Annotated in this window: 20 protein-coding genes; 9 read left to right on the top strand and 11 right to left on the bottom strand. The window is 58.2% G+C overall.

Annotated elements, in window-relative coordinates; all coding sequences use genetic code 11:
- Positions 1-5 precede the first annotated feature (5 nt).
- Both HX773_RS01390 and HX773_RS01385 read left to right on the top strand, forming a co-directional pair.
- On the top strand, positions 6-761 hold the full coding sequence (locus tag HX773_RS01390; RefSeq protein ID WP_176970137.1) for an amino acid ABC transporter permease: 756 nt from the start codon (positions 6-8) through the stop codon (positions 759-761).
- Positions 762-770: 9 nt separating this feature from the next.
- A complete protein-coding gene (locus tag HX773_RS01385) occupies positions 771-1,508 on the top strand; it encodes an amino acid ABC transporter ATP-binding protein (RefSeq protein WP_061718312.1) in 738 nt (245 codons plus the stop codon).
- Positions 1,509-1,638: 130 nt separating this feature from the next.
- On the opposite strand, the gene HX773_RS01380 is transcribed toward HX773_RS01385, so the two are convergent.
- From HX773_RS01380 to HX773_RS01370, 3 genes are all read right to left on the bottom strand, one after another.
- Positions 1,639-2,808 (bottom strand): Gfo/Idh/MocA family protein, encoded by a 1,170-nt coding sequence (locus HX773_RS01380; protein ID WP_176970136.1) that lies wholly within the window; start codon positions 2,806-2,808, stop codon positions 1,639-1,641.
- A gap of 10 nt (positions 2,809-2,818) precedes the next feature.
- Entirely contained in the window at positions 2,819-3,742 is a 924-nt protein-coding gene (locus tag HX773_RS01375) for a TIM barrel protein (RefSeq protein ID WP_176970135.1), read from the bottom strand.
- Positions 3,743-3,889: 147 nt separating this feature from the next.
- The gene (locus tag HX773_RS01370) at positions 3,890-4,918 is read right to left on the bottom strand and encodes a LacI family DNA-binding transcriptional regulator (RefSeq protein ID WP_176970134.1); all 1,029 of its coding nucleotides are present in this window, start codon (positions 4,916-4,918) and stop codon (positions 3,890-3,892) included.
- A 321-nt stretch (positions 4,919-5,239) separates the two neighbouring features.
- Between HX773_RS01370 and HX773_RS01365 the strand changes: the two genes are divergently transcribed.
- The 5 genes from HX773_RS01365 to HX773_RS01345 all read left to right on the top strand — a co-directional run bounded on the left by HX773_RS01365 (position 5,240) and on the right by HX773_RS01345 (position 9,644).
- A complete protein-coding gene (locus tag HX773_RS01365) occupies positions 5,240-6,277 on the top strand; it encodes a Gfo/Idh/MocA family protein (protein ID WP_176970133.1) in 1,038 nt (345 codons plus the stop codon).
- Positions 6,278-6,293: 16 nt separating this feature from the next.
- A complete protein-coding gene (locus HX773_RS01360) occupies positions 6,294-7,175 on the top strand; it encodes a sugar phosphate isomerase/epimerase family protein (protein WP_007888450.1) in 882 nt (293 codons plus the stop codon).
- A 176-nt stretch (positions 7,176-7,351) separates the two neighbouring features.
- On the top strand, positions 7,352-8,371 hold the full coding sequence (locus tag HX773_RS01355) for a LacI family DNA-binding transcriptional regulator (protein WP_176970132.1): 1,020 nt from the start codon (positions 7,352-7,354) through the stop codon (positions 8,369-8,371).
- Positions 8,372-8,472: 101 nt separating this feature from the next.
- Positions 8,473-9,354, top strand: coding sequence for a glutathione-dependent disulfide-bond oxidoreductase (gene yghU, locus HX773_RS01350; protein WP_176970131.1), 882 nt, complete (start codon positions 8,473-8,475; stop codon positions 9,352-9,354).
- A complete protein-coding gene (locus tag HX773_RS01345; RefSeq protein WP_176970130.1) occupies positions 9,354-9,644 on the top strand; it encodes a DUF1330 domain-containing protein in 291 nt (96 codons plus the stop codon). The genes yghU and HX773_RS01345 overlap by 1 nt, the downstream gene beginning before the upstream one ends.
- 394 nt (positions 9,645-10,038) lie before the next feature.
- On the opposite strand, the gene HX773_RS01340 is transcribed toward HX773_RS01345, so the two are convergent.
- From HX773_RS01340 to HX773_RS01325, 4 genes are all read right to left on the bottom strand, one after another.
- Positions 10,039-11,490 (bottom strand): methyl-accepting chemotaxis protein, encoded by a 1,452-nt coding sequence (locus HX773_RS01340; RefSeq protein WP_255433152.1) that lies wholly within the window; start codon positions 11,488-11,490, stop codon positions 10,039-10,041.
- Between the two features lie 226 nt (positions 11,491-11,716).
- Positions 11,717-12,631 (bottom strand): substrate-binding domain-containing protein, encoded by a 915-nt coding sequence (locus tag HX773_RS01335; RefSeq protein WP_176970129.1) that lies wholly within the window; start codon positions 12,629-12,631, stop codon positions 11,717-11,719.
- Between the two features lie 85 nt (positions 12,632-12,716).
- On the bottom strand, positions 12,717-13,496 hold the full coding sequence (locus tag HX773_RS01330; RefSeq protein WP_176970128.1) for a TIM barrel protein: 780 nt from the start codon (positions 13,494-13,496) through the stop codon (positions 12,717-12,719).
- Positions 13,496-14,515, bottom strand: a complete 1,020-nt coding sequence (locus HX773_RS01325; RefSeq protein WP_176970127.1) for a Gfo/Idh/MocA family oxidoreductase — start codon at positions 14,513-14,515, stop codon at positions 13,496-13,498. The genes HX773_RS01330 and HX773_RS01325 overlap by 1 nt, the downstream gene beginning before the upstream one ends.
- A 197-nt stretch (positions 14,516-14,712) precedes the next feature.
- On the opposite strand from HX773_RS01325, the gene HX773_RS01320 reads away from it, so the two are divergent.
- Complete coding sequence (locus tag HX773_RS01320) at positions 14,713-16,668, top strand: sigma-54-dependent Fis family transcriptional regulator (RefSeq protein WP_176970126.1); 1,956 nt, start codon at positions 14,713-14,715, stop codon at positions 16,666-16,668.
- Positions 16,669-16,788: 120 nt separating this feature from the next.
- Here HX773_RS01320 and HX773_RS01315 read toward each other — a convergent pair whose 3' ends face one another.
- Complete coding sequence (locus tag HX773_RS01315) at positions 16,789-17,694, bottom strand: LysR family transcriptional regulator (protein WP_176970125.1); 906 nt, start codon at positions 17,692-17,694, stop codon at positions 16,789-16,791.
- Positions 17,695-17,779: 85 nt separating this feature from the next.
- Here HX773_RS01315 and HX773_RS01310 point away from each other — a divergent pair, with 85 nt between their 5' ends.
- On the top strand, positions 17,780-18,850 hold the full coding sequence (locus HX773_RS01310; protein ID WP_176970124.1) for a tartrate dehydrogenase: 1,071 nt from the start codon (positions 17,780-17,782) through the stop codon (positions 18,848-18,850).
- A 177-nt stretch (positions 18,851-19,027) separates the two neighbouring features.
- Here HX773_RS01310 and HX773_RS01305 read toward each other — a convergent pair whose 3' ends face one another.
- From HX773_RS01305 to HX773_RS01295, 3 genes are all read right to left on the bottom strand, one after another.
- On the bottom strand, positions 19,028-20,359 hold the full coding sequence (locus HX773_RS01305; protein WP_176970123.1) for a glycoside hydrolase family 28 protein: 1,332 nt from the start codon (positions 20,357-20,359) through the stop codon (positions 19,028-19,030).
- A 213-nt stretch (positions 20,360-20,572) separates the two neighbouring features.
- Positions 20,573-21,388, bottom strand: a complete 816-nt coding sequence (locus HX773_RS01300; RefSeq protein WP_176970218.1) for a carbohydrate ABC transporter permease — start codon at positions 21,386-21,388, stop codon at positions 20,573-20,575.
- Positions 21,388-22,260 carry a carbohydrate ABC transporter permease gene (locus HX773_RS01295; RefSeq protein WP_101762375.1) on the bottom strand — a complete coding sequence of 291 codons (873 nt, stop codon included), beginning with the start codon at positions 22,258-22,260 and terminating at the stop codon, positions 21,388-21,390. The genes HX773_RS01300 and HX773_RS01295 overlap by 1 nt, the downstream gene beginning before the upstream one ends.
- Positions 22,261-22,272: the final 12 nt, after the last annotated feature.

Genomic DNA, 22,272 nt, shown 5'->3' with positions numbered 1-22,272 from the left:
TGGCGATGTTTGAGATGTTCACCATTTTGCATGACAACGGCATGCTGCTGTTGATGGGCCAATACCCGAACGGTCCGATTGGCGGCGTGCTCTGTACGCTGCTGATCTCGGCGCTGGCGGTGTTGCTGGCGTTTCCGATTGGTGTGCTGCTGGGCCTGGCACGTCTGTCGCCGTGGCGCTGGCTGAGCTGGCCCGCCACCGGCTGGGTTTACCTGCTGCGCGGCATCCCGCTGATGATGGTGGTGTTCTGGACGTACTTCTGTGTGCCGCTGCTGATTGGCCACAACATCAGCGGTTTCGCCACCATGCTGTGTACGCTGGTGATTTATGAGAGTGCTTATATCGCCGAGATCGTGCGCGGCGGCATTCAGGCGCTGCCGCACGGTCAATACGAAGCCTCGCGCGCGCTCGGCATGAGCCACCTGAAAACCCTGCGTCTGGTGATCCTGCCGCAGGCGCTGTTCAACACCTTGCCCAGCCTGGTCAGCCAGCTGGTGTCGATCATCAAAGACAGTACGCTGGGCTACGTGATTAACGTGCCGGAGCTGACCTTTGCCGCCAATCAGGTGAGCAATCAGCTGCTGACCAAACCGTTTCAGGTGTTCGCCATTGTGGCGCTGAGCTACTACCTCATCTGCTTCAGCCTCACCTGGCTGGCCAATAAACTCGAAGCGCACATTGCGCAGAAACGTCGTCAAGCGCCGCAACCGGCTGCCAGCGTGGCACCCGCGGTGATGCTGACTAAAACCTCTTCGCAATAAGGAAACCGCATGGGACCGATGATCATGTTTAATCAGGTCAACAAATGGTACGGCGCGTATCAGGCGCTGACCAACCTGAGCGCCGAGATTAATCCCGGCGAAGTGGTGGTGGTGTGCGGCCCTTCCGGCTCGGGCAAATCGACGCTGATCCGCACCGTTAACCGTTTAGAACCGATCGATGATGGGCAGATCGTGTTTGATGGCACCGATATTCACGGCAGCAGCACGCGCCTCAATCAGCTGCGCACGCGCATCGGCTTTGTGTTTCAGAGCTTCAACCTCTTCCCGCATGTGTCGGTGGCCGAGAACATCATGATGTCGCCGATGAAAGTGCTGGGCATGAAGCGCAGCGAAGCGCGTCGTCAGGCCGGCGAACTGCTGGAGCGCGTAGGCTTAGCGCATAAAGCCGATGCCTATCCGGCGCAGTTATCCGGCGGCCAGCAGCAGCGCGTGGCGATTGCCCGCGCGCTGGCGATGAAGCCGCCGGTGATGCTGTTCGATGAACCGACCTCGGCGCTCGATCCGGAGATGGTCGGCGAAGTGTTATCGGTGATGCGCGGTCTGGCGCAGGAAGGGATGACGATGATGTGCGTGACCCACGAGATGAACTTTGCCCGTGAGGTGGCGGATACCATCTGGTTTATGGATCAGGGACAGATTCTGGAGAAATCACAACCGGAACAGTTCTTTACCCAGCCGCAGCACCCGCGCGCGCAGCGCTTTCTCAGCGATTTGCGATCGCATTGAATTTGATTCCGCACAGCACCGTAGCGGCGCGATTCATCGCGCGTTTTTAAAGTCAAAGGCGTGCAATAAATTGCGCCGCTACGATGCAGGGTCGCCATTTATGGCGACCTTGCCAACCACCGCACCAATCTCAACAATCCACCCACACCGCACCCGCATCGGCGGATTTCACGCACTGCTCCACCCAACGCACGCCCATCAAACCGGCATGCGCGCCTGGATACCAGAAATCCTGCAGGAACGCCCGATCGTCACGATCGGTGGCATCCATTGCCAGCGCAAAACGGCGATAAAGATTGGACCAGGCTTCAAACAATCCTTCCGGATGCCCGCCGCCAATGCGATCGTCAGCCAGCGCGCTTTGATGCAGATACCCCATGCCGCGCTCAAGAATCTTCACCGGCTCGCCCTGCACTTCATAACGCAGCTGATTTGGCTGTTCGTCCCACCACTCCAGACTGGCTTTCTCACCGATCACCCGCACCTTCTGGCCGTGCATCGAACCGCAGTTCACCGCCGATGCCCACATGGTGCCGACCGCGCCGTTGTCGTACTCCATCATCACGAAGGCGTTATCCTCCAGCGGCGCACGGGTTTTGACAAAGCTCTGGCGGCTGCATAATAGGCGTTTGACCTGCAGATGCGGCACCATGGTTTCGGCGATAAACAGCGGATGCGTCGCCAAATCGCCCAGCACATAGCTCGGCCCGACGAAGCGCGGATCGACGCGCCACTTGGTGCTTTCGTTCTGCAACTCAACCGCTTCGTTATGGAAGCCGTGCGCGAACTGCATGTTGATGATACGGATTTCGCCCAGCAAGCCTGCGGCGATCATCTCGCGTGCCTGATGAATCAGCTGATGTCCGGCGTAGCCGTAGGTTACGCCGATGATTTTTTTCTTCTCCGCACACAGCTGTTCCAGCTCATCGGCTTCTGCTGCGGTAAAGCACAGCGGCTTCTCGCACACCACATGCAAACCCGCATTGAGCGCGGCGCGGCAGATGGTGAAGTGCGTGTTGTTTGGCGTGGCGATCGACACCGCTTCGATGCCGTCGGCGCGCGCCGCTTCTGCCGCAAACATCGTTTCGTAATCTGGGTAGCAGCGATCGGCGTCAATCCCCAGCGAAGTGCCAAAGGCGCGGCCGCGCTCGGCGTTGATATCGAATGCGCCCGCCAGCAGCGTGAAGTTGTTGTCACGCGTGGCCGCCGAACGGTGAATGTAACCAATCTGGCTGGTGCCGCCGCCGCCGACCATGCCCCAGCGCAGCGAGCGATCCAGAGCTTTAATGCCGTTGATCATACTGTTCTCCTCAGAATCCGACCGATTGCAAATAGTGCAGGCTGGCGGTGACGTCACGCAGGCTGGTGTCGGCATCGCGCGGATCGCGCTCCTGCTCAACGGTGATCCAGCCCTGATAATTGCGCTCTGCCAGGAAGGCACGCACCGCCGGATAATCAATCGCCCCTTTACCAATCGGGCACATCACGCCTTCTGCGCAGGCGGCAAAGAAATCAACGCCGCGCGCAATCACGTCGCGCCATACCGCTTCGTTAACGTCTTTGAAGTGCAGGTAATCAATGCGATGCCAGTAACGGCTGAGGTAAGGAATCGGATCCATGCCGGAGTAGTACAGATGGCCGGTGTCGAGGCACAAACCGGCAACCTCGTGCGGGATCTCTTCCACCAGCTGTTGCAGCTCGTCGGCGAACTCAATGCAGCCGCCAGCATGCGGATGGATCACCGCGCGCACGCCGTATTCGTTCCAGGCAATCTGGCTCAGCGTGGTGATGTGCTGCATCATGCGCTGCCACTCGTCAGCTGACAGGCGCGGCGCCTTATCGGATTGACCGGCGTATTTGGCGCGTTCTGGATTACCGAAGTCGATAATTACCAGATAAGGCGCGGGTTTGTTGTCCGCGTGGGTTTTAGTGGCGGTCGGCACCAGAGACAGGTTGCGACAGATGTTGTGCGTCAGTTCTACCATCGCCGGGAAATTGGCTTCACTCACCAAATCATCAAAAATGGTGCCCGCCACCAGCGACAGATCATGCGCTTCCAGTTGCTGACGCAGTTCGGCAGGCTCAACCGGCAGATAGCTCCACGGACCCAGCTCAATGCTTTTATAACCGGCCTGCGACGCTTCACTCAGGACTTTCTGCCACGGCGGCAGGAAAGGATTTTTCGGGTCATCAACGCCCCAGCTACAGGGCGCGTTAGCAATATGAATAGTCATGATCGTTCCTTGCGGTAGTGGATGGCGCAAGTATCAAATAAATATTTCATCACCAACAACCATGAAACATTCATTTTTTGATAGCGATCATAGTATTTCGCATCATGAAAATGATAGAAAAACCATCAAATCCAGTAATGACGCGGATTACAGGTTTTCACGCGTGACGATATCGAATGGCAGAATGATCTGGGTGAAATGATCGCCCGGCTCCGCGTGATGCTGCTGCACCATCTGCGCCAGACGCATGGCCATTTCGTCGATGCGATTGCGGATCATCACGGTAATGGTGCCGTCAATCAGCGCCAGCTCGCCCTCTTTCACCGGGCCATGACAAATCAACGCCACCTTGCGCTGCGGCTGCTGCCGCAAAGCATGAATCACGCCCTCGATGCCGCCGCACGGTGCGAAGATCAGCGCCAAATCAGCATGTTCTTCCAGTAACTGGCGCGTGGAACGGTAGCCGCCATCAATCGATTCATTGGTTTTCAGTGGCTCCAGCACGCGCCGCGCGCTGTCCTGTTCGCGCAGATAGGAGCGGAAACTGATCTCATTGCTCTCCTGGCAGATAAAGCGATGGTCGCCCACCAGCACGCCGACTGAACCGGGCTGATGCAACAGGTGCGTGGTAATCCAGGCGGCAGTGCGCCCGGCTTTCTGGTTATCCAGACCTACATAACCAGCGTGACCGCACGGCGAAAAGTTGGAGAACAGCGCATAAACCCGCACGCCCTGACGCGACACGTTTTCTATCGCGTGACGAATCAGCGGGTGATCCAGCGCGACTAACCCGATGGCATCCACCTGCTCGGCCAGCGCATACAGCGAGGCCACCACCGCTGCAACATCATCAATGTCGTGCCAGGTAAACAGCGGCTCGCTGCCTGCTGGATGCAAGGGTTGCGTATGCTGGCGCAGCGCATCGGTGAGGGAATGATAGAACGAGTAGGATTTTGACAGCAGGATAAAGCCCATGCGCAGCGTCACGCTGGCGGCGGGTGCGGTGCCGTTCAGCAGCGGCACATTACCGATGCGATAACCGAGGCGATTGGCCGCTTCCAGCACCTTCTGCTCCGTTGCGGCGCGCACCGGTGCACGACGGTTTAACACGCGATCGACCGTCGCCACGCCAACACCGGCGGCGGCGGCAATCGCGGTCATGGTGATTTTACTCATGCGCTGTTTCCCAAACTGAAATGATAATAAATTATCAAAAATAATGCCCTAACCGGCGGTAAATCACCAATCATCCCGCGCAGAAATCATCATCAAATGGCATCGAGTGATAGAGAATCTCTCAGTATTTTGATCGTCCTCGCAAAAACGAAATAACTCATTTCATTTTCATACCATTCAGAATAAATGTTTGATATTTATTGGCGCATTAACAGCGGTTTTGCCTGATGGTTTCGCATCAGAAAAAGAGTAGAGACTGCGGTTTGCTCTTCTTACAGTTAACGCGATCTGCCTTAAAGAGGTCGAAAAAACGGAGATACCATGTTCCCTGCCACTTTACCTGCCCCGCGTCGTCATCCTGCCCATCAAATTCCTGCGCTGCGCTGGGGTATTGTCGGGCCCGGCTGGATTGCCGATCACTTTGCCAACGCGCTGCGCCACCATACGCAGCAGCAGCTGGTCGCGGTCTCCTCGCGCAGCCTCGACAAAGCGCAAGCCTTTGCCAGCAAATGGGAAATCCCGCATGCGGTTGCAGGCATTGATGCGCTGCTCAACCGTAACGATGTCGATGTGGTGTATATCGCCACGCCGCACAATCACCACTTCACCGATGGTCTGCGCACCTTGCAGGCCGGCAAGCATGTGCTGATTGAAAAACCGCTGGCGCTCAACGCGCAGCAAGCCTTGCAGCTGCAACAGGCCGCACAACAGCAGCAACGACTCTGCGTTGAAGCGATGTGGTGCGACTTTGCGCCGAAATATGATGTGATTCGCCAGCTGTTAGCCGATGGCGCATTGGGTGAAGTTCACACGCTGCTGGCCGACCATGGTGAGTATTTCACCGAAGATCACCGCATTTTCAATGCAGATCTAGCGGGCGGCACCATGCTGGATCTCGGCAGCTATCTGCTGGGGTTGAGTGTTTTGGTCGGCGGTGCACCCGCGAGCATAACCGCCGTGGGCCAGCCCGCGCCGGGTGGCGTGAATGGCCAGGCGTCGATGCTGCTGACCCACGCCAACGGCATGCATTCGGTGCTGAACACCACGCTGTTCAGCAACACGCCCGGCACCGCCGTGATCGCCGGGCGTGATGCCACGCTCTATCTCGACGGCCAGTTTTACGCGCCGGGTAACTTCCGCCTGACCTCCAGCGACGGTCGCCGCACGCTGCATTGGGAAGAACCGGCCAATCGCTATATTCAGCTCAGTCATGAAATCGAACATACCGCCTGGTGTATTCATCAGGGCCTGACCGACTCGCCTGTGCGTCCGCTTGCCACCTCGCTGGCGACGTTGAACGCGATGGATGCAGTGCGGCAACAGATCGGTGTGGTCTTTAATGAAGAGCGCACCGCTTAACGCTCAGGAGAAAACAATGAAAATCGCTTTTGATGTGGATGTAATCAGGGATCTCGGCATCACGCGCATGGTGCATCAGGTGGCGGAATGGGGCTACAAGTACATTGAGCAGTCGCCGCACCCGCAGATCAACCCGTTCTATAAACATCCGAAAGCCAGCCGTGAAATCATGCGCGAATACAAAAACGCGCTGAATGCCACCGGGCTGGAGATCTCCTCGTTCATTACCGTGTATCGCTGGTCTGGCCCGGATGAACTGCGCCGTCAGGCGGCGGTAAAGAACTGGAAACGCATGATCGAGATTGCCGTCGAAATGGGCGTGCAGGTGATCAACACCGAGCTGTCGGGTAATCCCAACGAGCCGGAAATTTGTGAAGAGATGTTTTATCGCTCGATGGAAGAGCTGCTGCCGATCATCGAACGTGAAGGCATCCGCGTCGAAATTCAGGCACATCCGTGGGATTTTTGCGAGCAGAGCAACGAAACCGCGGACATTGTGAAGTCGTTCCGCAGCGAAAACGTTAAGTACATCTACAGCGCACCGCACACCTTCTATTACGACAAAGGCGTGGGCGATGTGAAAAACATGCTGCATTACGCCGGTGACGATCTGTCGCACATGCTGATCGCCGATACCATGAACCACACCAAGCACTGCCGCTACATCGTCAACCCGCCGGGCGTGGATGCCACCATCCACCAGCACGTCGCGGTCGGTGAAGGCGAAGTGAATTTCGATGCGCTATTTGAAGCACTGCGCGAGATGAATTTTGCCAACCGCACCTTTAAGGTCGGCGGCGAGTCGATTATCTCGGCGGCGCTGTTTGGTTATCCGGAAAAGATGAAGTATCAGGCGGTGGAAACGCGTGAACTGATTGAACGTGAGCTGTTGGGGTAGTTAAGTACACGCTGATGCCCTCACCCTAACCCTCTCCCACTGGGAGAGGGAACTTAACGGTGCGGTTTGCTCGATCGGGAGAAGGAACTGGATGGTGCGGCTTGCTCGATCGGTCCCTTCTCCCGCTGGCGGGAGAAGGTTAGGATGAGGGCCCGCACTGATGGAATACACGCAACATGAAAGCAGTGACGCTGGCCGAGCTGGCAAAACAACTGGGCGTGGGTGTCGCCACGGTTGACCGGGTCCTCAACGATCGCGGTGGCGTATCGCCCGCCATGAGCAAAAAAATCCTGCAGGCGGCGCGTGACGCCGGTTTGAAACGCATTCTGCCCGAAGAGCATCGCCATCCGTGGCAGATCGAAGTGCTGCTCAGCGGCAATGCCTCCTTCTTCTTCCAGCAATTAGCACAAGACTTTGCCAAACTCGCCGACGAATTCGGTTATCGCCGCCTGCGTCTGCATCGCACACTGATCCCGGAAAATGCACCGGAAAAACTCGCCGCACACATCACTGCCAGCAGTAAAAAGATGGATGCGCTGATCGTTTTCGCCCATGAAAACCCGCTGATCTACGATGCGCTCGCCGCCTGTAAAGCGCGCGGCGTGCCGGTGATCACGCTGGTCGCCGATCTGCCCGATGCCGCGCGGCTATGTCACGTCGGCATCGATCAATACAAAGCCGGACGCACCGCCGGTTTGATGCTCGGCAGCATGCTATCGCAGCCGGGTGAAGTGGTGTTGATGAGCGGACGCGCCGATTACGCAGCGCATCGCCTGCGCATTGAGGGTTTTCAGGCGGTGCTGGCCGAACGCTTTCCGCAGCTGCGCCTGCGCGAGATTCTGGCCGGTCAGGATGAGCGCGAACGCATCAGCCGCCTGTTAGAAAAAACGCTGGCCGCCTCGCCGCCGATTGTCGGGCTGTATAACACCGGCATTGGCAACACCCAGGTGCATGAAGCGCTGGCGCGCCATCGTCTCGACGGCAAAGTGCTGTACGTCACGCACGAGTTGTACAGCACCACGCGCCGGCTGTTGCAGGACCGCGTGCTGACTTTAACCCTCGATCAAAACACCCTGCGCCATGCCCAGCTGGCCTTAACGCTGATGCTGCGACATCTGGAAGAGGGCGACATCCCCGACACCTATCAGCCCGGTAAAGTGGACTTTATGCTGTTTACGCAAGAGAACTTTACATAATCGGACTTTGCGTCCCACCGCCAGCGCGGTTAAATCGCCTGTATCACGCGCTGCTACACTCAGTAGCAGCAAAAATACAACCACAACAAGGCGAAACCACTATGTCGGAACATCAGTATCAGCCCGCGAAAGTCTGGACCTGGGACCCGGAAGCCAAAGGTAACGGCGCGAAAACCAACCGTCCAACCGCCGGGCCGACGCATGAGAAAACCCTGCCGGTCGGCAAACATCCGCTGCAGCTTTACTCGCTCGGCACGCCAAACGGCCAGAAAATTACCATCCTGCTGGAAGAGTTGCTGGCGGTCGGCGCCAAAGACGCCGAATACGATGCCTGGCTGATCCGTATCGGCGATGGCGATCAGTTCTCCAGCGGTTTTGTCGATGTGAACCCGAACTCGAAAATCCCGGCGCTGAGCGACCATTCCGTCACGCCACCGCAGCGCGTGTTTGAATCCGGCAATATCCTGCTCTATCTGGCCGAGAAGTTCGGTCACTTCCTGCCGACCTCGCTGGCGGGCCGCACCGAAACCCTGAACTGGCTGTTCTGGCTGCAAGGTTCTGCGCCGTACCTCGGCGGCGGCTTTGGCCACTTCTATCACTACGCGCCAGAAAAAATCGAATACGCCATCAACCGCTTCACGCTGGAAGCTAAACGTCAGCTGGACGTGCTGGATCGCCAGCTGGCCGACCATCGCTTCCTCGCCGGTGACGAATACACCATCGCCGATATCGCTACCTGGCCGTGGTACGGCAATCTGGTGCTGAACAACCAATATGGCGGCAGCGAATTCCTTGATGCGCAGTCGTACAAAAATGTGGTGCGCTGGGCGAAAGAGATTGCCGAGCGTCCGGCGGTGATTCGCGGTCGTAAAGTGAATCGCGCCTTTGGTGCCGAGCCGCAGGATCAGCTGCTGGAGCGCCATGATGCCGCCGATTTCGATAACAACACTGAAGACAAACGCCAAGCGCGAGGAGAGAAGTAATGGCTGCATATGTAGTGTTTATTAAGGATGAAACCTTAGACAAAGACGAGCTGGCAACATATTCCGAGAAAGCGGGACAGGCGCGCGGCGACCATCCAATCACCCCGCTGGCGTTTTATGGTGCACTGGAAACGCTGGAAGGCCCGGAAGCGGAAGGCGTGGTAGTACTGGAGTTCCCGGATGCTGAGGCGGCGAAAGGCTGGTATTTCAGCCCGGCGTATCAGGAAGCCAAAGCGCATCGCCTGAAAGGCGCGAAGTACCGCGTGCTGTTGGTGAACGGCGTAGAGTAAACCGCGTCCGTGCGGTGATTGACCAGGTCGCCATAAATGGCGACCCTACAGGATTTGCAGCGATTGAGAGTCAGGAAAATGCAGAGTTGCTGCAGCGCGGGTGTTGAGGCGACATCCTAACCCGCTGAACGAATGAGGGATTCCAGGGCGAGCCGCATGGATGCGGCGAGAGGCGGCGCTGAGCAGGAGCGAATCGACGCCGGTCCGTCAGGAATCATGAATGAGTGAAGGCACCGCGAAGCGGCGGGTTGGGCTGGCGCAAGGCCCGGGAGTGCAGAGGGCGTGGCCAGACGCCCTTTGCTCGGTCGCCGCACGAAAGTGCTGCAACTGCCTAAGCACATGGCGAACGAAAGTCGCTCTGCGCTTAACTGATCGGCATTACGCCATGACGTTTCTACCCCAACCTAAACAACGAAATCGCCTGCTTCAACGCATTGGCCTGCTGCTGTTGCTGCTGCGCCACCTGCAAGGTTTCGGCCACGTGCTGCACGTTATGATGCACGCTATGATCGATGCTATTGATGCTCTGCTGAATCTGCTCAATGCTCAAATTCTGCTGCTCACTCATCTCCGACAGCTCCGTCACCAGCTGCGATAACCCGCTAATACTGCTATGAATCTCGCGCATGGTTTGCGCCGCATGCTCCACCTGCACGGTGCCGTGTTCGGTACTGGTGGAACTGGCATCCATCAGTTGACGGATTTCGCGTGCCGCACTTTCACTGCGCATCGCCAGATTACGCACCTCGCTGGCGACCACGGCGAAACCGCGTCCCTGATTACCGGCGCGCGCCGCTTCTACCGAGGCGTTCAGCGAAAGAATGTTGGTCTGAAAGGCAATGCCGTCGATCAGCTCCAGGATGATTTTCACCCTTCTCGACTCTTCGCTGATTTTCTCCATCGAGCGAATCGCCGACTGAATATTCTCTTCACCACGCGTCGCCACCGCACGGGTTTCACTCGCCAGCTCGCGCGCGCTTTGCGCTTTGTCGCGGGTTAAGCTGGCGGCGATGCTGATTTCCGTCATGGCGCTGGCCGCCACTTCCAGCGCCTGCGCTTGTTCATCGGTGCGCGTCGAGAGCGCGGCGTTGCGCTCCAGAATGCTGTCGGATTCTGCCAGCAGTTGACCGACGCCGTCGCTGACCTGATGCAAAGTGCCGTGCATAGTGCCAAGCGTGGTACTAAAGGTGCGCGCGAACGGCGTTTCACTCTGCTGGGTATCGGCACTCAGCGTGAGATAACCGGCTTGCTGATTGATGTGTGCCGCCAGTTGCGCCACTTCGCTGGCGGAGCGCGCATCGGCTGCCATCTGGCGCGCAATCACCAGCAGCATCGCGGTTTGCACCACCACAAACAGCGCGTGGAAAAACACCATGTCCCAGCCCGGATGATGGAACACCACCACGCCGAACAGATCATTTTCCTGCAGATAATTGAATAACACATGATGCGTAGCCGCCGCTGCTGCACCCATCAATAACGGGCGCACATCGCGCCACGCCAGCAGCGCCGACATCAGCACAAACACCGAGAAGTGGTATTCGGTTGCGCCGCCGCCAACCTGAATCAGCAAACCGGCCCAGCCGATTAACAACGCAGATAACACCAACCGCGACGTGAGCGTGCCGCGCAGCGCAGTGCCGAAAAACGTCGCCAGCAGCGCCAATGCCAAACCCGCACTTAGCGCCACCAGCACGCTGTCGTTGAGCCAGCCAACGCCAAGCGCAATCGGCAACAGCGCCCAACTGAGGATCACCGCCAGGCTATCCGCGCGCTGAGCGATAAGTGTGAGCGAAACCATCTCCAGCGGCGAAGCCACCGGGCCTGACAAGGGCGTTGCGATCATGACATTTTTCCACACCAGAAGTTGATCGTAGAGCCCCAAAAGCGTGGGGCCAAGCGCACGGACTCAGTGGTAAAAAACATCGGCGGAGCGGGAGGAAAGTTTAGTTGCGTTAATAAATGATAATTGGATCTGTGATCGAGACCTCACCCAACGGGAGAGGGAGCAAAGCAAACTCCGAACGGTTCCCTCTCCCGCCTGCGGGAGAGGGTTAGGGTGAGGGAACAAACTATTTCGCCACAAACTGCGCATAGTTCTCAGGCGTGATGGTTTGATACGGAATCCAGTTAAATTCCTGTACTTTCTGCTTCTCCAACAGCGCTTTGGTCACCTGCACCGCGCCAGTCGCCTGCCCTTTTGCATCCTGGAAAATGGTCAGCGTCATTTTGCCGTTCTTCACGAACTGCTGACCATCCGGCGTGCCGTCGATGCCGGCGACCAAAATCTTCTCATTCTTCGCCTGGTTGAGCGCCATGATGGCGCCAATCGCCATCTCATCATTATTCGCTGCGATAGCGTCAATCGGGCGCTGATTCAGCAGCCAGCTCGACACCACATCCACCGCTTCGTTGCGCTGCCATTTGGCGCTCTGCTTCTCAATCACCTTCATATCTTTGTATTTGGCGATCACCGCTTCCACCGCGCGGGTGCGTTCGCGCGCCTCTTCATTCGATAGCGCGCCCATCAGAATTGCCACGTTGCCTTTGTAGTTCATCTTCTTCGCCAGCGCTTCCATCTGCATTTCGCCACCCAACGCCGAGTCAGAGCCAACATAGGCCATGTCGGTTGGCAACTTCACTTCTGGCTTACGATTGACGAAGATCAGCGGAATGCCAGCCTTTTTCGCTGCGGTAATCATCGGCAATACGCCTTGGGTATCCACCGGATTGAGGATGATGGCATCGACGCCCTGATTAACAAAATCATCCACCTGCTGCACTTGCAGCGCGACATCGCCTTTGGCATCGACAAACTGGCTGTTAAGCTGGTTAGCTTTCAGCTCTGCCTGCATCTGGGTACGCAAAATCGAAACGAAGTTGAGATCAAAGTTAGCCAGCGCGACGCCGACGGTGAAGGTTTTAGCGCTCGCGCTCAGGCTGAGCAGCAGCGCGCAGAGACACAGCATCACATTTCTGATGTTCATGGGTTAGTCCTGTAGGGTTGAGATATTATTATTTATTTCATGAAGTTAACGCCGGGCAACAGGCAAATACCCGGCGGCAGAACAGCTAAAGGGTGAAATGATCGCGGAACTGCTGCAGCGCGGCATTGCTGTCGCCGCTGGCCCAGCCTTCCAGCGCCACAGTGCCCTGATAGCCGACATCGTGTAGCGCACGGGCGATGGCGCGATAGTTAATTTCGCCGGTGCCCGGCTGCTGACGCCCCGGCACATCGGCCACCTGAATCTCACCAATCGCCGAACCACAGCGGCGAATCAGTTCGATCAAATTGCCTTCGCCAATCTGCGCGTGATACAGGTCGAGGTTCATCTTCAGCGCCGGACTGTTAACCGCTTCCACCAGCGCCAGCGTGTCGGCGGCCAAAGCGAACGGCGTGCCGGGATGATCAACAGGCAAGTTAAGGTTCTCCAGCGTGAAGACGCGTCCGGCGCGCTCGCCCAGTTGCGCCACTTTGCGTAGCGTATCGGCCGCTTTCAGCCACATCGCGCCGGTAACCACTTCAACCGGTTTAACCGGCAAACCTTTGTCGTCCAGCCCGGTGCCATGCAGGTTTAACGCCGGACAGTTGAGCCGCTCGGCCACCGCCAGCGACGCTTCGGCACTTTGCAGCAGCTGCTGAATCTCGTCATCATCAGTCAGGTTGCCGCTAAGGTAGCCCGTCATCGAGGTGAAACGCGCGCCGGTCGCCGCCAGCGCATCGATATCTTTGTTGGCCCAGCCCCAGATTTCGACGCCAAAGCCCAGTTCATGAATGCGTTTCACGCGCTCGACGAAAGGCAGATCGAGAAACACCATTTCGGCACATACCGACAGCTGATAACCGGCCATTAGCGAGCTCCCAGTTTGATGGGTTGCTGCTGCTGCACCGAATCAATACAGGCCAGCGCGATCTCCAGCGCGTTACGCGCATCTTCACCGGTGGCGCGCGGCGTTTCGCCACTGCGAATGCAGCGGGCAAACTCGGCCATCTCCGCCACATAGGCTTCGCGCAGCAGGTCTGAATCCATGCGTGAGGTTGCAATCGCGATGCCATCCTGGTGATAGCGCACGCAGTGATTGGCGTTGATGTGGCCCGCCTGCAACATGCCTTTGCTACCGAACACTTCGCCGCGCACGTCGTAGCCATACACCGCCTGGAAGTTGGCTTCAGCGGTGGCAATCGCGCCGTTATCAAAGCGAATGGTGACCACCGAGGTGTCGAGCAAGCCTTTATCTTTGAAATCCGGACGCACCAGCGCATCGGCCAGCGCATAGACTTCCACCGGCTTCGCGCCAGGGTTGAAGTGCAGCAGCGTGTCGAAATCGTGGATCAAGGTTTCAAGGAAGATCGTCCACTGCGGGATGCGCGAAGGATCGTGCAGACCGGGATCGCGCGTCAGCGATCGGCTCAGCTGCGTGGTGCCATTTTCACCCGCTTTCACCGCGGCGATCGCCGCCGCAAAGCCGGAATCAAAGCGGCGGTTAAAACCGACCTGCAACACCACGCCGGCATCTTTCGCGGCAGCAATGGCGCGATCCGCCTCATCCAGCGTCACCGCCATCGGCTTCTCGCAGAACACATGTTTGCCCGCCTTCGCGGCAGCGATCACCCATTCGGCGTGTGTTCGCGCTGGCGCGGCAATCGCCACCGCTTCAATCTCGGGATCCTGCAGCAGCGCATGCAGATCGCTATAGGCTTTGGCGACGCCGAGCTTATTGGTCAGCGCGTCGGCCGCGCCCGGTTGTGGATCGGCCACCGCCGCGAGGATCGCACCCGGCACCCGCCAGGCAAGGTTTTCCGCGTGGAAGCTGCCCATGCGTCCCGCGCCAATCAGGCCGACGCGTACGGGCTTAAGATGAAATGTCATGATCTATTCCTTAATGTTTTGGATGTGCTCATTCGAGCGCAGGGATGTGCAAACTGTAGTGCAAAGGCGATGCCAACTGCAGCACCGCGTTTTATGTGAGGCATAACACAGATATAGCTCACAATCTGGCAACAAAATTTACATGTCAACTTAACATGTCAATAAAATGAACATTCCATCCTGATCAGGAGTGTGACATGCGTGCCAGTGAGCGTTTGCCGTTTAAAGATGAGAGCGATCCGATCTTCAGCCTGCCGGACAGCGCGGAGGTGGGCGAATGGGATACGTTGTTGTGGCAAGGCTGGCACAGCTTCGAACGCGGTGAACAGCCCGGCTGGATGCGTCACAGCATTTTGCAGTCGTGGCAGCGATCGCAGCAGCGCGCGATCGATCCCGCCACCTTTGCCTATGTCTCACCGCCCGCTGCGGAACTGGCGGCGATCCTTGAGCACAACGCCGAGTTGATCCTCGCAGCGCGCAGCATCATGGAAAACCTGCTGGCGTATAACCCGGATGGCCACATCAACCTGACCGATGCGCAAGGCGTGACGCTGCACTTCTGCGGCGCGGATCTGACGCCGGTCGGCAGCATCCTGCGCGAAGAGGTGCTCGGCACCAACTGCACCGCGCGCTGCCTGATTGAGCAGCGGCTGGTGTATGTGCTGAGCGGCGAAAACTGGAAGCTGGATCTGCGCAAACGCCATCGCCAATGCGCTGCCGCACCGGTGCGCGATGCCAGCGGCCAGCTGCTGGGCGTGCTAACGCTGACCGCCACGCCCGACAACTTTAATGCGCATACGCTCGGCACGGTGCAGGCGGCAGCCGAAGCGGTTGGTCAGCAGCTGATGCTGCGCCGTTTGCTGGCCGAGCAGCAGTCGATCCTCGAAACCCTGAATGAAGGCGTGATCGTCTGCGATCGTCACGGCCGCATCAAAACGCTGAACCGCTATGCGCGCCAGATCTTTAGCGGCCTCGATCCCAGCGCCGGGCCGATCGACGTGCTGCTGCAACCGCAAGGCGGATCGCTGCTCACCATGCCGTTTTGCAATGACCGCGAGCTGCAATTTATGCCGGATGGCGTGCATCCCCTTTCCTGCCTGATTTCGCTGATGCCCGCACCCGACGGTGGCCGCGTGCTGTCGCTGCGCGAGAATCAACGTATCCGCGCCATTACGCGCCGCGTGATGGGCGTGGGCGCCAGCTACACCTTTGAGATGATTCGCGGGCACGCGCCGCGCGTGCTGCAAGCGATTCAGAAAGCGCGCGCCAGCAGCCGCAGCGACAGTACGGTGTTATTGACGGGCGAAAGCGGCACCGGCAAAGAGCTGTTCGCGCAGGCGATTCACAACGCCAGCCCGCGCCAGCAGGAAGCGTTTATCGCGCTGAACTGCGGCGCGCTGCCGCGTGATCTGGTGCAGAGCGAACTGTTTGGCTATGTCGACGGCGCTTTTACCGGATCGCGGCGCGGTGGCTCGGCGGGCAAATTTGAGCTGGCGGATGGCGGCACCTTGTTCCTCGATGAGATTGGCGAGATGCCGCTCGAGGCGCAAACCAGCCTGCTGCGCGTGCTGCAGGAGGGCGAAGTGGTGAGAATCGGCGCGGCGCATCCCATCAAGGTGAATGTGCGCATCATCGCCGCCACCCACTGCAATCTGCTGGATGCGGTGGAGAAAGGCGCGTTCCGTCGCGATCTCTACTATCGCCTGAATGTGATTTCGCTGGAAATCCCGCCGCTGCGCGAGCGTCAGGAGGATATTCCCGGCCTGGTGAATACTTTTATTCAGGCGCTCTGCACCCGGCTGAAGCGCATTGCGCCGCAGCTCTCCACCGAGGCGATGAGCTGTTTACAGGCGTGGCCCTGGCCCGGCAACGTGCGCGAGCTGGAGAATCTGGTCGAGCGCATGGTGAATTTGTGTGAAGGGCTGGAGATTGATCGCCACGATCTGCCGGAAGAGATGGGGCAGCGTAGCGCGCCTGTCGCCAGCGAACTGACCTCGCTGCAGGAGAATGAGCGTCAGCATGTCATGCAGGTGGTGCGCGAGCAAAAAGGCAACCTGCGCCAGTCCGCGCAGCTGCTGGGGATTTCACGCACCGCGCTGTATAACAAGCTGCATCAGTGGCAGGTAGATGTGGCGGGATTGCGGCGTGGGTAGGTGCGGATTGCTTGCCCTCACCCCAGCCCTCTTCCGCAGGCGGGAGAGGGAGCAGCCGGTGCACAATCGGTTCCCTCTCCCTTTGGGAGAGGGTTAGGGTGAGGGAAAAACCACACCCATCTACAACGCCATCTGCAAAAAATCCACAAACGCACTAATCCGCGCTGGCAGCTGACGTTGCGGCTGCCAGACGGCAAAAATGTCGCCATCGGCGGCGCTCCACGCTGGCAATACGTGCAGCAATTCACCGCGCTTGATGCTGTGTTGCGCATCCCACCACGAACGCAACAGAATGCCGTGCCCATCCAACGCCATTTGCATCGCCACTTCGCCATCGTTGGTGATTAAGCTGCCGCGCACCTTCTGCGTCAGCTGCTGGGTGCCATCGCCTAAACGCCACAGCGCGAAATCACTGTCAAACTGGCGCAGCAAAATGCAGTTGTGCTGCGCCAGCGCTGCGATGCTGGCAGGCATGCCGTGGCGCGCGGCATATGCTGGCGAGCAGCACAGCACGCGCGGATTGGTGCGCAGCTTCCGGGCGATGAGCCGCGCATCGGGCGGCTCGCCGACGCGGATATCAATGTCCACGCGCGCATCAAGAAAATTGAGCGGCTGGCTGCTGAGCTGCAAACTCATCGCCAATTCGGGATGCAGCGCGGCAAAACGTGACACGCAAGGTGCGACGTGACGTCGACCAAAGCCGAAAGAGGCGTTGATGTTGAGCGAGCCGCGCAGCACCGACGTTTGGCTGCTCACCGACTCTTCCAGCTCCGCCAGCTGATCGAGCAGCGGACGCGCACCATCCAGATAGCGTTTGCCCTCCGCCGTCAGCTCCAGCCGCCGCGTGGTGCGCTTAAGCAGCTGCACGCCCAGCCGCTGCTCAAGCTGGCTCAGCCGCTTACTCACCGCCGGTAATGATAAGCCGAGTTCGCGTGCGGCGGCGGTTAAGCTGTCCAGCGCCGCCACGCGCACGAAGAAGGCCAGATCGTCGGTTGAGGTGCGCGATTCTCTACTTTTATTCAACATTGGCTTATCGCTCAGGCTAATTATTTCCCACAGATGCATGGTTATACTGCGTACAGAACATCAACAGCAACCTGCGAGAAACCCTATGAGCGGCAAAACCTATAAAATCGCCGTCATCCCTGGCGATGGCATTGGCAAAGAAGTGATGCCGGAAGGCATCCGCGTGATGGATGCAGCGGCAAAGAAATTTGATATTGCGCTGGAGTGGCAATGGTTTGATTTCGCCAGCGCCGAATATTGGCAGCAGCACGGCAAAATGCTGCCCGATGACTGGTTCGCCACGCTCAGCCAGTTCGATGCGATCTACTTTGGCGCGGTGGGTTGGCCGGATGTGGTGCCGGATCACGTGTCGCTGTGGGGATCGCTGCTGCAGTTCCGTCGCGAGTTTGATCAGTACGTCAATCTGCGTCCGGTGCGTTTGATGCCGGGCGTCAAAGCGCCGCTGGCCAATCGTCAGCCGGGCGATATTGATTTCTACGTGGTGCGTGAAAACACCGAGGGCGAGTATTCGTCGGTGGGCGGCACCATGTTCCCCGGCACCGATCGTGAAGTGGTGATTCAGGAAACGGTGATGACGCGGGTTGGTGTCGATCGCATCCTGAAATTTGCCTACGAACTGGCGCAGAAGCGCCCGAAAAAGCATCTTACTTCTGCGACGAAATCCAACGGCATCGCCATTACCATGCCGTACTGGGACAGCCGCGTGGAAGCGATGGCACCGAGCTATCCTGAAGTGAAAGTCGATAAATATCATATTGATATTCTTACCGCCAACTTCGTGCTGCATCCAGATTGGTTCGATGTGGTGGTGGCCAGCAACCTGTTTGGCGACATCCTGTCGGATCTCGGCCCGGCTTGTACCGGCACCATTGGCATTGCGCCTTCGGCTAACATCAACCCGGAAGGCAAATTCCCCAGCCTGTTCGAGCCGGTGCATGGATCGGCGCCCGATATCGCCGGTAAAGGCGTTGCTAACCCGATTGGCCAGATTTGGTGTGGCGCGATGATGCTGGAGCATCTTGGTTACGCCGAAGCGGGCGCAGCGGTGTTGGATGCCATCGAGCGCACGCTGGCAGCGGGCAACAGCCTGACGCGCGACCTCGGCGGCAGCGCGTCAACCGAGGAGCTGGGCGCGGCTATCGCTGCTGCAGTGTAATATTTGATGGTTAATCAATGACCGCACGCACCGTAGCGGCGCAATTTATTGCGCAAAGCCTGAAGAGGCAAAGTGCGGATATCAGGTAAAAACCGCGCGATAAATCGCGCCGCTACGAATATGTGCGATTTGCGAAAATGTGGACTGGTGAATTGCATCGCTGCAGACTGGCATTCATTATTCCAAAATCTGCACCGTTTCCGCATGCCAGCCTTGCGGCAACGGCTGCGGGCGCGTAATCACCACGTTATGCAACTGCAGATTCTTCACGCCGCGCGCAAACACGCCCGGCAAGCCATCCGGATAGGCGGCGACGCCGTACGCTAAACCGGATGCGCTATCCAACTTGTACGCATTGTCGAGGCCCATGCCGGTTGGCGATTCCGGATTACACGGCGGGCGCACATCGTAATGCCCTTGATCCGCGCCTGCCGCCAGCACTTGCCGCAGCTGCACATTCGCCAGCATCACATCACGAATCTGTCCCGGCTGTTCCGCATGCAGGTTAATTGCCCCTTCCATCACACCGCTGACGTTGCTGAATTGCAGTTGCTCAATGCTGCCCGGCGCTATCGCCGGATCGCGTGCGCGCACTGAAACAAACAGCGCATCAGCCTTGCCCCAATGACATGGCGGCGCGTGACGGCAGGCCAGCGTGATATTGCTGAACAGCAAACGGCGGAACTGGCCGCCATCGCGCGACAGCAAGCCAATCGCGCGGTTGGAATCAAAGATGGTGCAGCCGGAGACGGTGACATCTTCCACGTCGTCGAAGGTTTCAGTGCCGATTTTGAACGCGCAGCTGTAGGAACGCAGCAGGCAGTTGCTGATCATTATTTGTCGCGCGGCACGTCGCAGATGCGCGGGTTTTTGGGTGGTTTTGATACAGATGGCGTCATCGGCCGCGCTCAGGTAGCTGTTGCTGACAAACACCGCTTCACAGCTGTCGATATCCAGCGCATCGGTGTTCGGCATGCTCATGCTGTTATCGATGGTGAGATGATCGACATGCACATGGCGGCAACTCACCAAATGTACCGTCCACATCGGCGCCTGAATAATGGTGAAATCTTCCAGCGCCACCTGCTCGCAATCCTCAAATACCACGATGCGCGGGCGCTGCGCACGCGGCAGGCGATAACCCTGATCGTCCTTCTCCGCAGCAAACCACGCATCGCCGTTACCGTCGATCACTCCTTTGCCACTGATGCTGATATTGCGCTGCCCGGCGGCGTACAGCAGTACATGCTGCGACAGTTCCGCCTGGCTCTGCGCCAGCTGCTGCTGATAATCCTCAACGCGTGAGCTGGCGAGCAGCGTGGCTCCCGCTTCGAGATGCAGATTGATGTTGGAACCCAGCGTTAGCGTGCCGAGATGATAGCGGCCAGGCGGCACCGACAAAGTGCCGCCGCCGCGCGATGCCAGATGATTGAGTGCGCGCTGGAAGCAGTAAGTATCCAGCGTTTCGCCATCGGCGATGGGATAGAAATCAGCCAGTGAAACGTGCATGCGGTTCTCCTGAATAGCGGCGATGCGCTATTGCAGCACGCGCCGCATGACCAAAACCTTTTGCTGGTGGACAACGTGTGACGATCGCCATTAATGGCATTACGTATCGTGCGTTCATCATAAAGGTCGCCATGAATGGCGACCCTACGACGGGGGTATGCGGATTTGTAGGGTCGCCATTCATGGCGACCGTGATGATTGTGGTATGCGACCCTACTTGACCGCGCCTTCGGTGACGCCGCTGATAAATTTGCGCTGGAACACCAGGAACACCGCCACCAGCGGCAGGATGACAATCATCGCGCCCGCCATCAGCACCGGAATATCGATGGTGTTTTTGTTCTGGAAAAACATCATGCCGATCGGCAAGGTGCGCAGCTCATCTTTATTCAACAAAATCAGCGGGATAAGGAACTCATTCCACGTCCAGATAAACAGCAGCAGCGCCAGCGTGGACAGCGTCGGCCAAATCGCCGGCACCAGCAGGCCCCAGAGAATTTTACGGCGCGACGCACCATCCATCACCGCCGCTTCCACCAGCTCGCGCGGCACCTGCTGAAGCGCGGTGGCGATCATCAGCGTGGTAAACGGCAGCGACAAGGCGATTTGCGGCAGAATCAGCGCCAGATAAGTGTTGGTGAGGCCCATCCAGCGTAGCTCGTGATAGAGCGGAATAATAAAGGCCTCACTCGGCAGCACCATGCCAAGGCCCAGCAGCGCGGCAACCACCGTTTTGCCGGGGATCTTCAGCCAGGCAAAACCGAATCCCGCCAGAATGCCGAGCAGCATGCTGCAGATCACCACCGGAATCACCACCAACACCGAGTTCATGAAGTAGACGTTGAAATGTCCCTGCTGCCACGCGGTGACGTAGTTTTTAAAATTGAGCGACGAGGGCAAGGTGAACACGCCCTGAAACAGCTCCATCTGGGTTTTGAACGAGGTCATCAGCGCCATTAAAAACGGCAGAATGGTCATCAGCGCGACAATCCAGATCAGCGCGCGTGAGACAGTTGGCGTGCCGCGCATCAGTGACGCTCCCGTAAACATAGATGAATTAAGCCGTTGATCATCAACACAATCAGCATACTGAACACCGCCACGGCGGAGGCATAGCCGAAGTAGTGCAGGTCAAAGCCCTGCTTATACATAAAGATGTTGGTCACCATGGTGGAAGTGCCCGGCCCGCCTTGCGTCATCACGTAGACCAGATCGAAAGCTTTCAGGCTGGCGATCACCGTCAGCAGCAGCGCGATACGCAGTTCGGGACGCAGCGACGGCAGCGTGATGCGCATAAATTTCTGGCGACGTGATGAACCATCGAGATCGGCCGCTTCCAGCAGCGACGGATCCATGCGTTGCAAGCCAGCCATAAACAGCACCAGGCAGAAACCGAAGAAGTACCAGGTGGCGACAAAGCCGACCGCAGGCAGCGCCCAGGTAAAATCCCCCAGCCACGACTTCGCCAGCTGCGGCAAACCCACGGCGCGCAGGAACTGATCGATAGGGCCAAACGCCGGGTTATACAGCCAGCGCCACACCACGCCGAGCACCGCCATCGGCATGATGTACGGCAGGAAGAAGAGGATACGCAGCACGCTGCGCTCTTTGTTATTGCGCGTCTCATACAGGAAGCTGCACAGCAGCAGTCCAACGCCAATCGGAAACAGCGTGTAGAACAGCATCAGCAAGGCATTATTGCCGAGCGCCACCCAGAACACCGGATCCTGGAACATGCGCAGATAGTTGCCCATGCCGATGAAAATCGGCCACGAGGTGCCGTCCCACTCGGTGAAGCTGATCCCTAACGAGGCCAATAGCGGCATCAGCAGAAACACCGCATACACCAGCACCGCGGGCAGAAGATAGAGCGCATTGCGCCAGGCAGATTTATTCAGCATAACCGTACTCGC

This window comes from Pantoea sp. B9002 (genome assembly GCF_013385945.1).
Classification (GTDB): domain Bacteria; phylum Pseudomonadota; class Gammaproteobacteria; order Enterobacterales; family Enterobacteriaceae; genus Pantoea.
Note: the sequence above shows the minus strand (reverse complement) of the source record. Positions and strands in the feature narration are given on the sequence as shown.

What these genes read in the sequence shown, in the direction of transcription:
- HX773_RS01390 (WP_176970137.1), top strand. Translation starts at nt 6, where the DNA reads ATGTTTGAGATGTTCACCATTTTGCATGACAACGGCATGCTGCTGTTG.
- HX773_RS01385 (WP_061718312.1), top strand. Translation starts at nt 771, where the DNA reads ATGGGACCGATGATCATGTTTAATCAGGTCAACAAATGGTACGGCGCG.
- HX773_RS01380 (WP_176970136.1), bottom strand. Translation starts at nt 2,808, where the DNA reads ATGATCAACGGCATTAAAGCTCTGGATCGCTCGCTGCGCTGGGGCATG.
- HX773_RS01375 (WP_176970135.1), bottom strand. Translation starts at nt 3,742, where the DNA reads ATGACTATTCATATTGCTAACGCGCCCTGTAGCTGGGGCGTTGATGAC.
- HX773_RS01370 (WP_176970134.1), bottom strand. Translation starts at nt 4,918, where the DNA reads ATGAGTAAAATCACCATGACCGCGATTGCCGCCGCCGCCGGTGTTGGC.
- HX773_RS01365 (WP_176970133.1), top strand. Translation starts at nt 5,240, where the DNA reads ATGTTCCCTGCCACTTTACCTGCCCCGCGTCGTCATCCTGCCCATCAA.
- HX773_RS01360 (WP_007888450.1), top strand. Translation starts at nt 6,294, where the DNA reads ATGAAAATCGCTTTTGATGTGGATGTAATCAGGGATCTCGGCATCACG.
- HX773_RS01355 (WP_176970132.1), top strand. Translation starts at nt 7,352, where the DNA reads ATGAAAGCAGTGACGCTGGCCGAGCTGGCAAAACAACTGGGCGTGGGT.
- yghU (WP_176970131.1), top strand. Translation starts at nt 8,473, where the DNA reads ATGTCGGAACATCAGTATCAGCCCGCGAAAGTCTGGACCTGGGACCCG.
- HX773_RS01345 (WP_176970130.1), top strand. Translation starts at nt 9,354, where the DNA reads ATGGCTGCATATGTAGTGTTTATTAAGGATGAAACCTTAGACAAAGAC.
- HX773_RS01340 (WP_255433152.1), bottom strand. Translation starts at nt 11,490, where the DNA reads ATGATCGCAACGCCCTTGTCAGGCCCGGTGGCTTCGCCGCTGGAGATG.
- HX773_RS01335 (WP_176970129.1), bottom strand. Translation starts at nt 12,631, where the DNA reads ATGAACATCAGAAATGTGATGCTGTGTCTCTGCGCGCTGCTGCTCAGC.
- HX773_RS01330 (WP_176970128.1), bottom strand. Translation starts at nt 13,496, where the DNA reads ATGGCCGGTTATCAGCTGTCGGTATGTGCCGAAATGGTGTTTCTCGAT.
- HX773_RS01325 (WP_176970127.1), bottom strand. Translation starts at nt 14,515, where the DNA reads ATGACATTTCATCTTAAGCCCGTACGCGTCGGCCTGATTGGCGCGGGA.
- HX773_RS01320 (WP_176970126.1), top strand. Translation starts at nt 14,713, where the DNA reads ATGCGTGCCAGTGAGCGTTTGCCGTTTAAAGATGAGAGCGATCCGATC.
- HX773_RS01315 (WP_176970125.1), bottom strand. Translation starts at nt 17,694, where the DNA reads ATGTTGAATAAAAGTAGAGAATCGCGCACCTCAACCGACGATCTGGCC.
- HX773_RS01310 (WP_176970124.1), top strand. Translation starts at nt 17,780, where the DNA reads ATGAGCGGCAAAACCTATAAAATCGCCGTCATCCCTGGCGATGGCATT.
- HX773_RS01305 (WP_176970123.1), bottom strand. Translation starts at nt 20,359, where the DNA reads ATGCACGTTTCACTGGCTGATTTCTATCCCATCGCCGATGGCGAAACG.
- HX773_RS01300 (WP_176970218.1), bottom strand. Translation starts at nt 21,388, where the DNA reads ATGCGCGGCACGCCAACTGTCTCACGCGCGCTGATCTGGATTGTCGCG.
- HX773_RS01295 (WP_101762375.1), bottom strand. Translation starts at nt 22,260, where the DNA reads ATGCTGAATAAATCTGCCTGGCGCAATGCGCTCTATCTTCTGCCCGCG.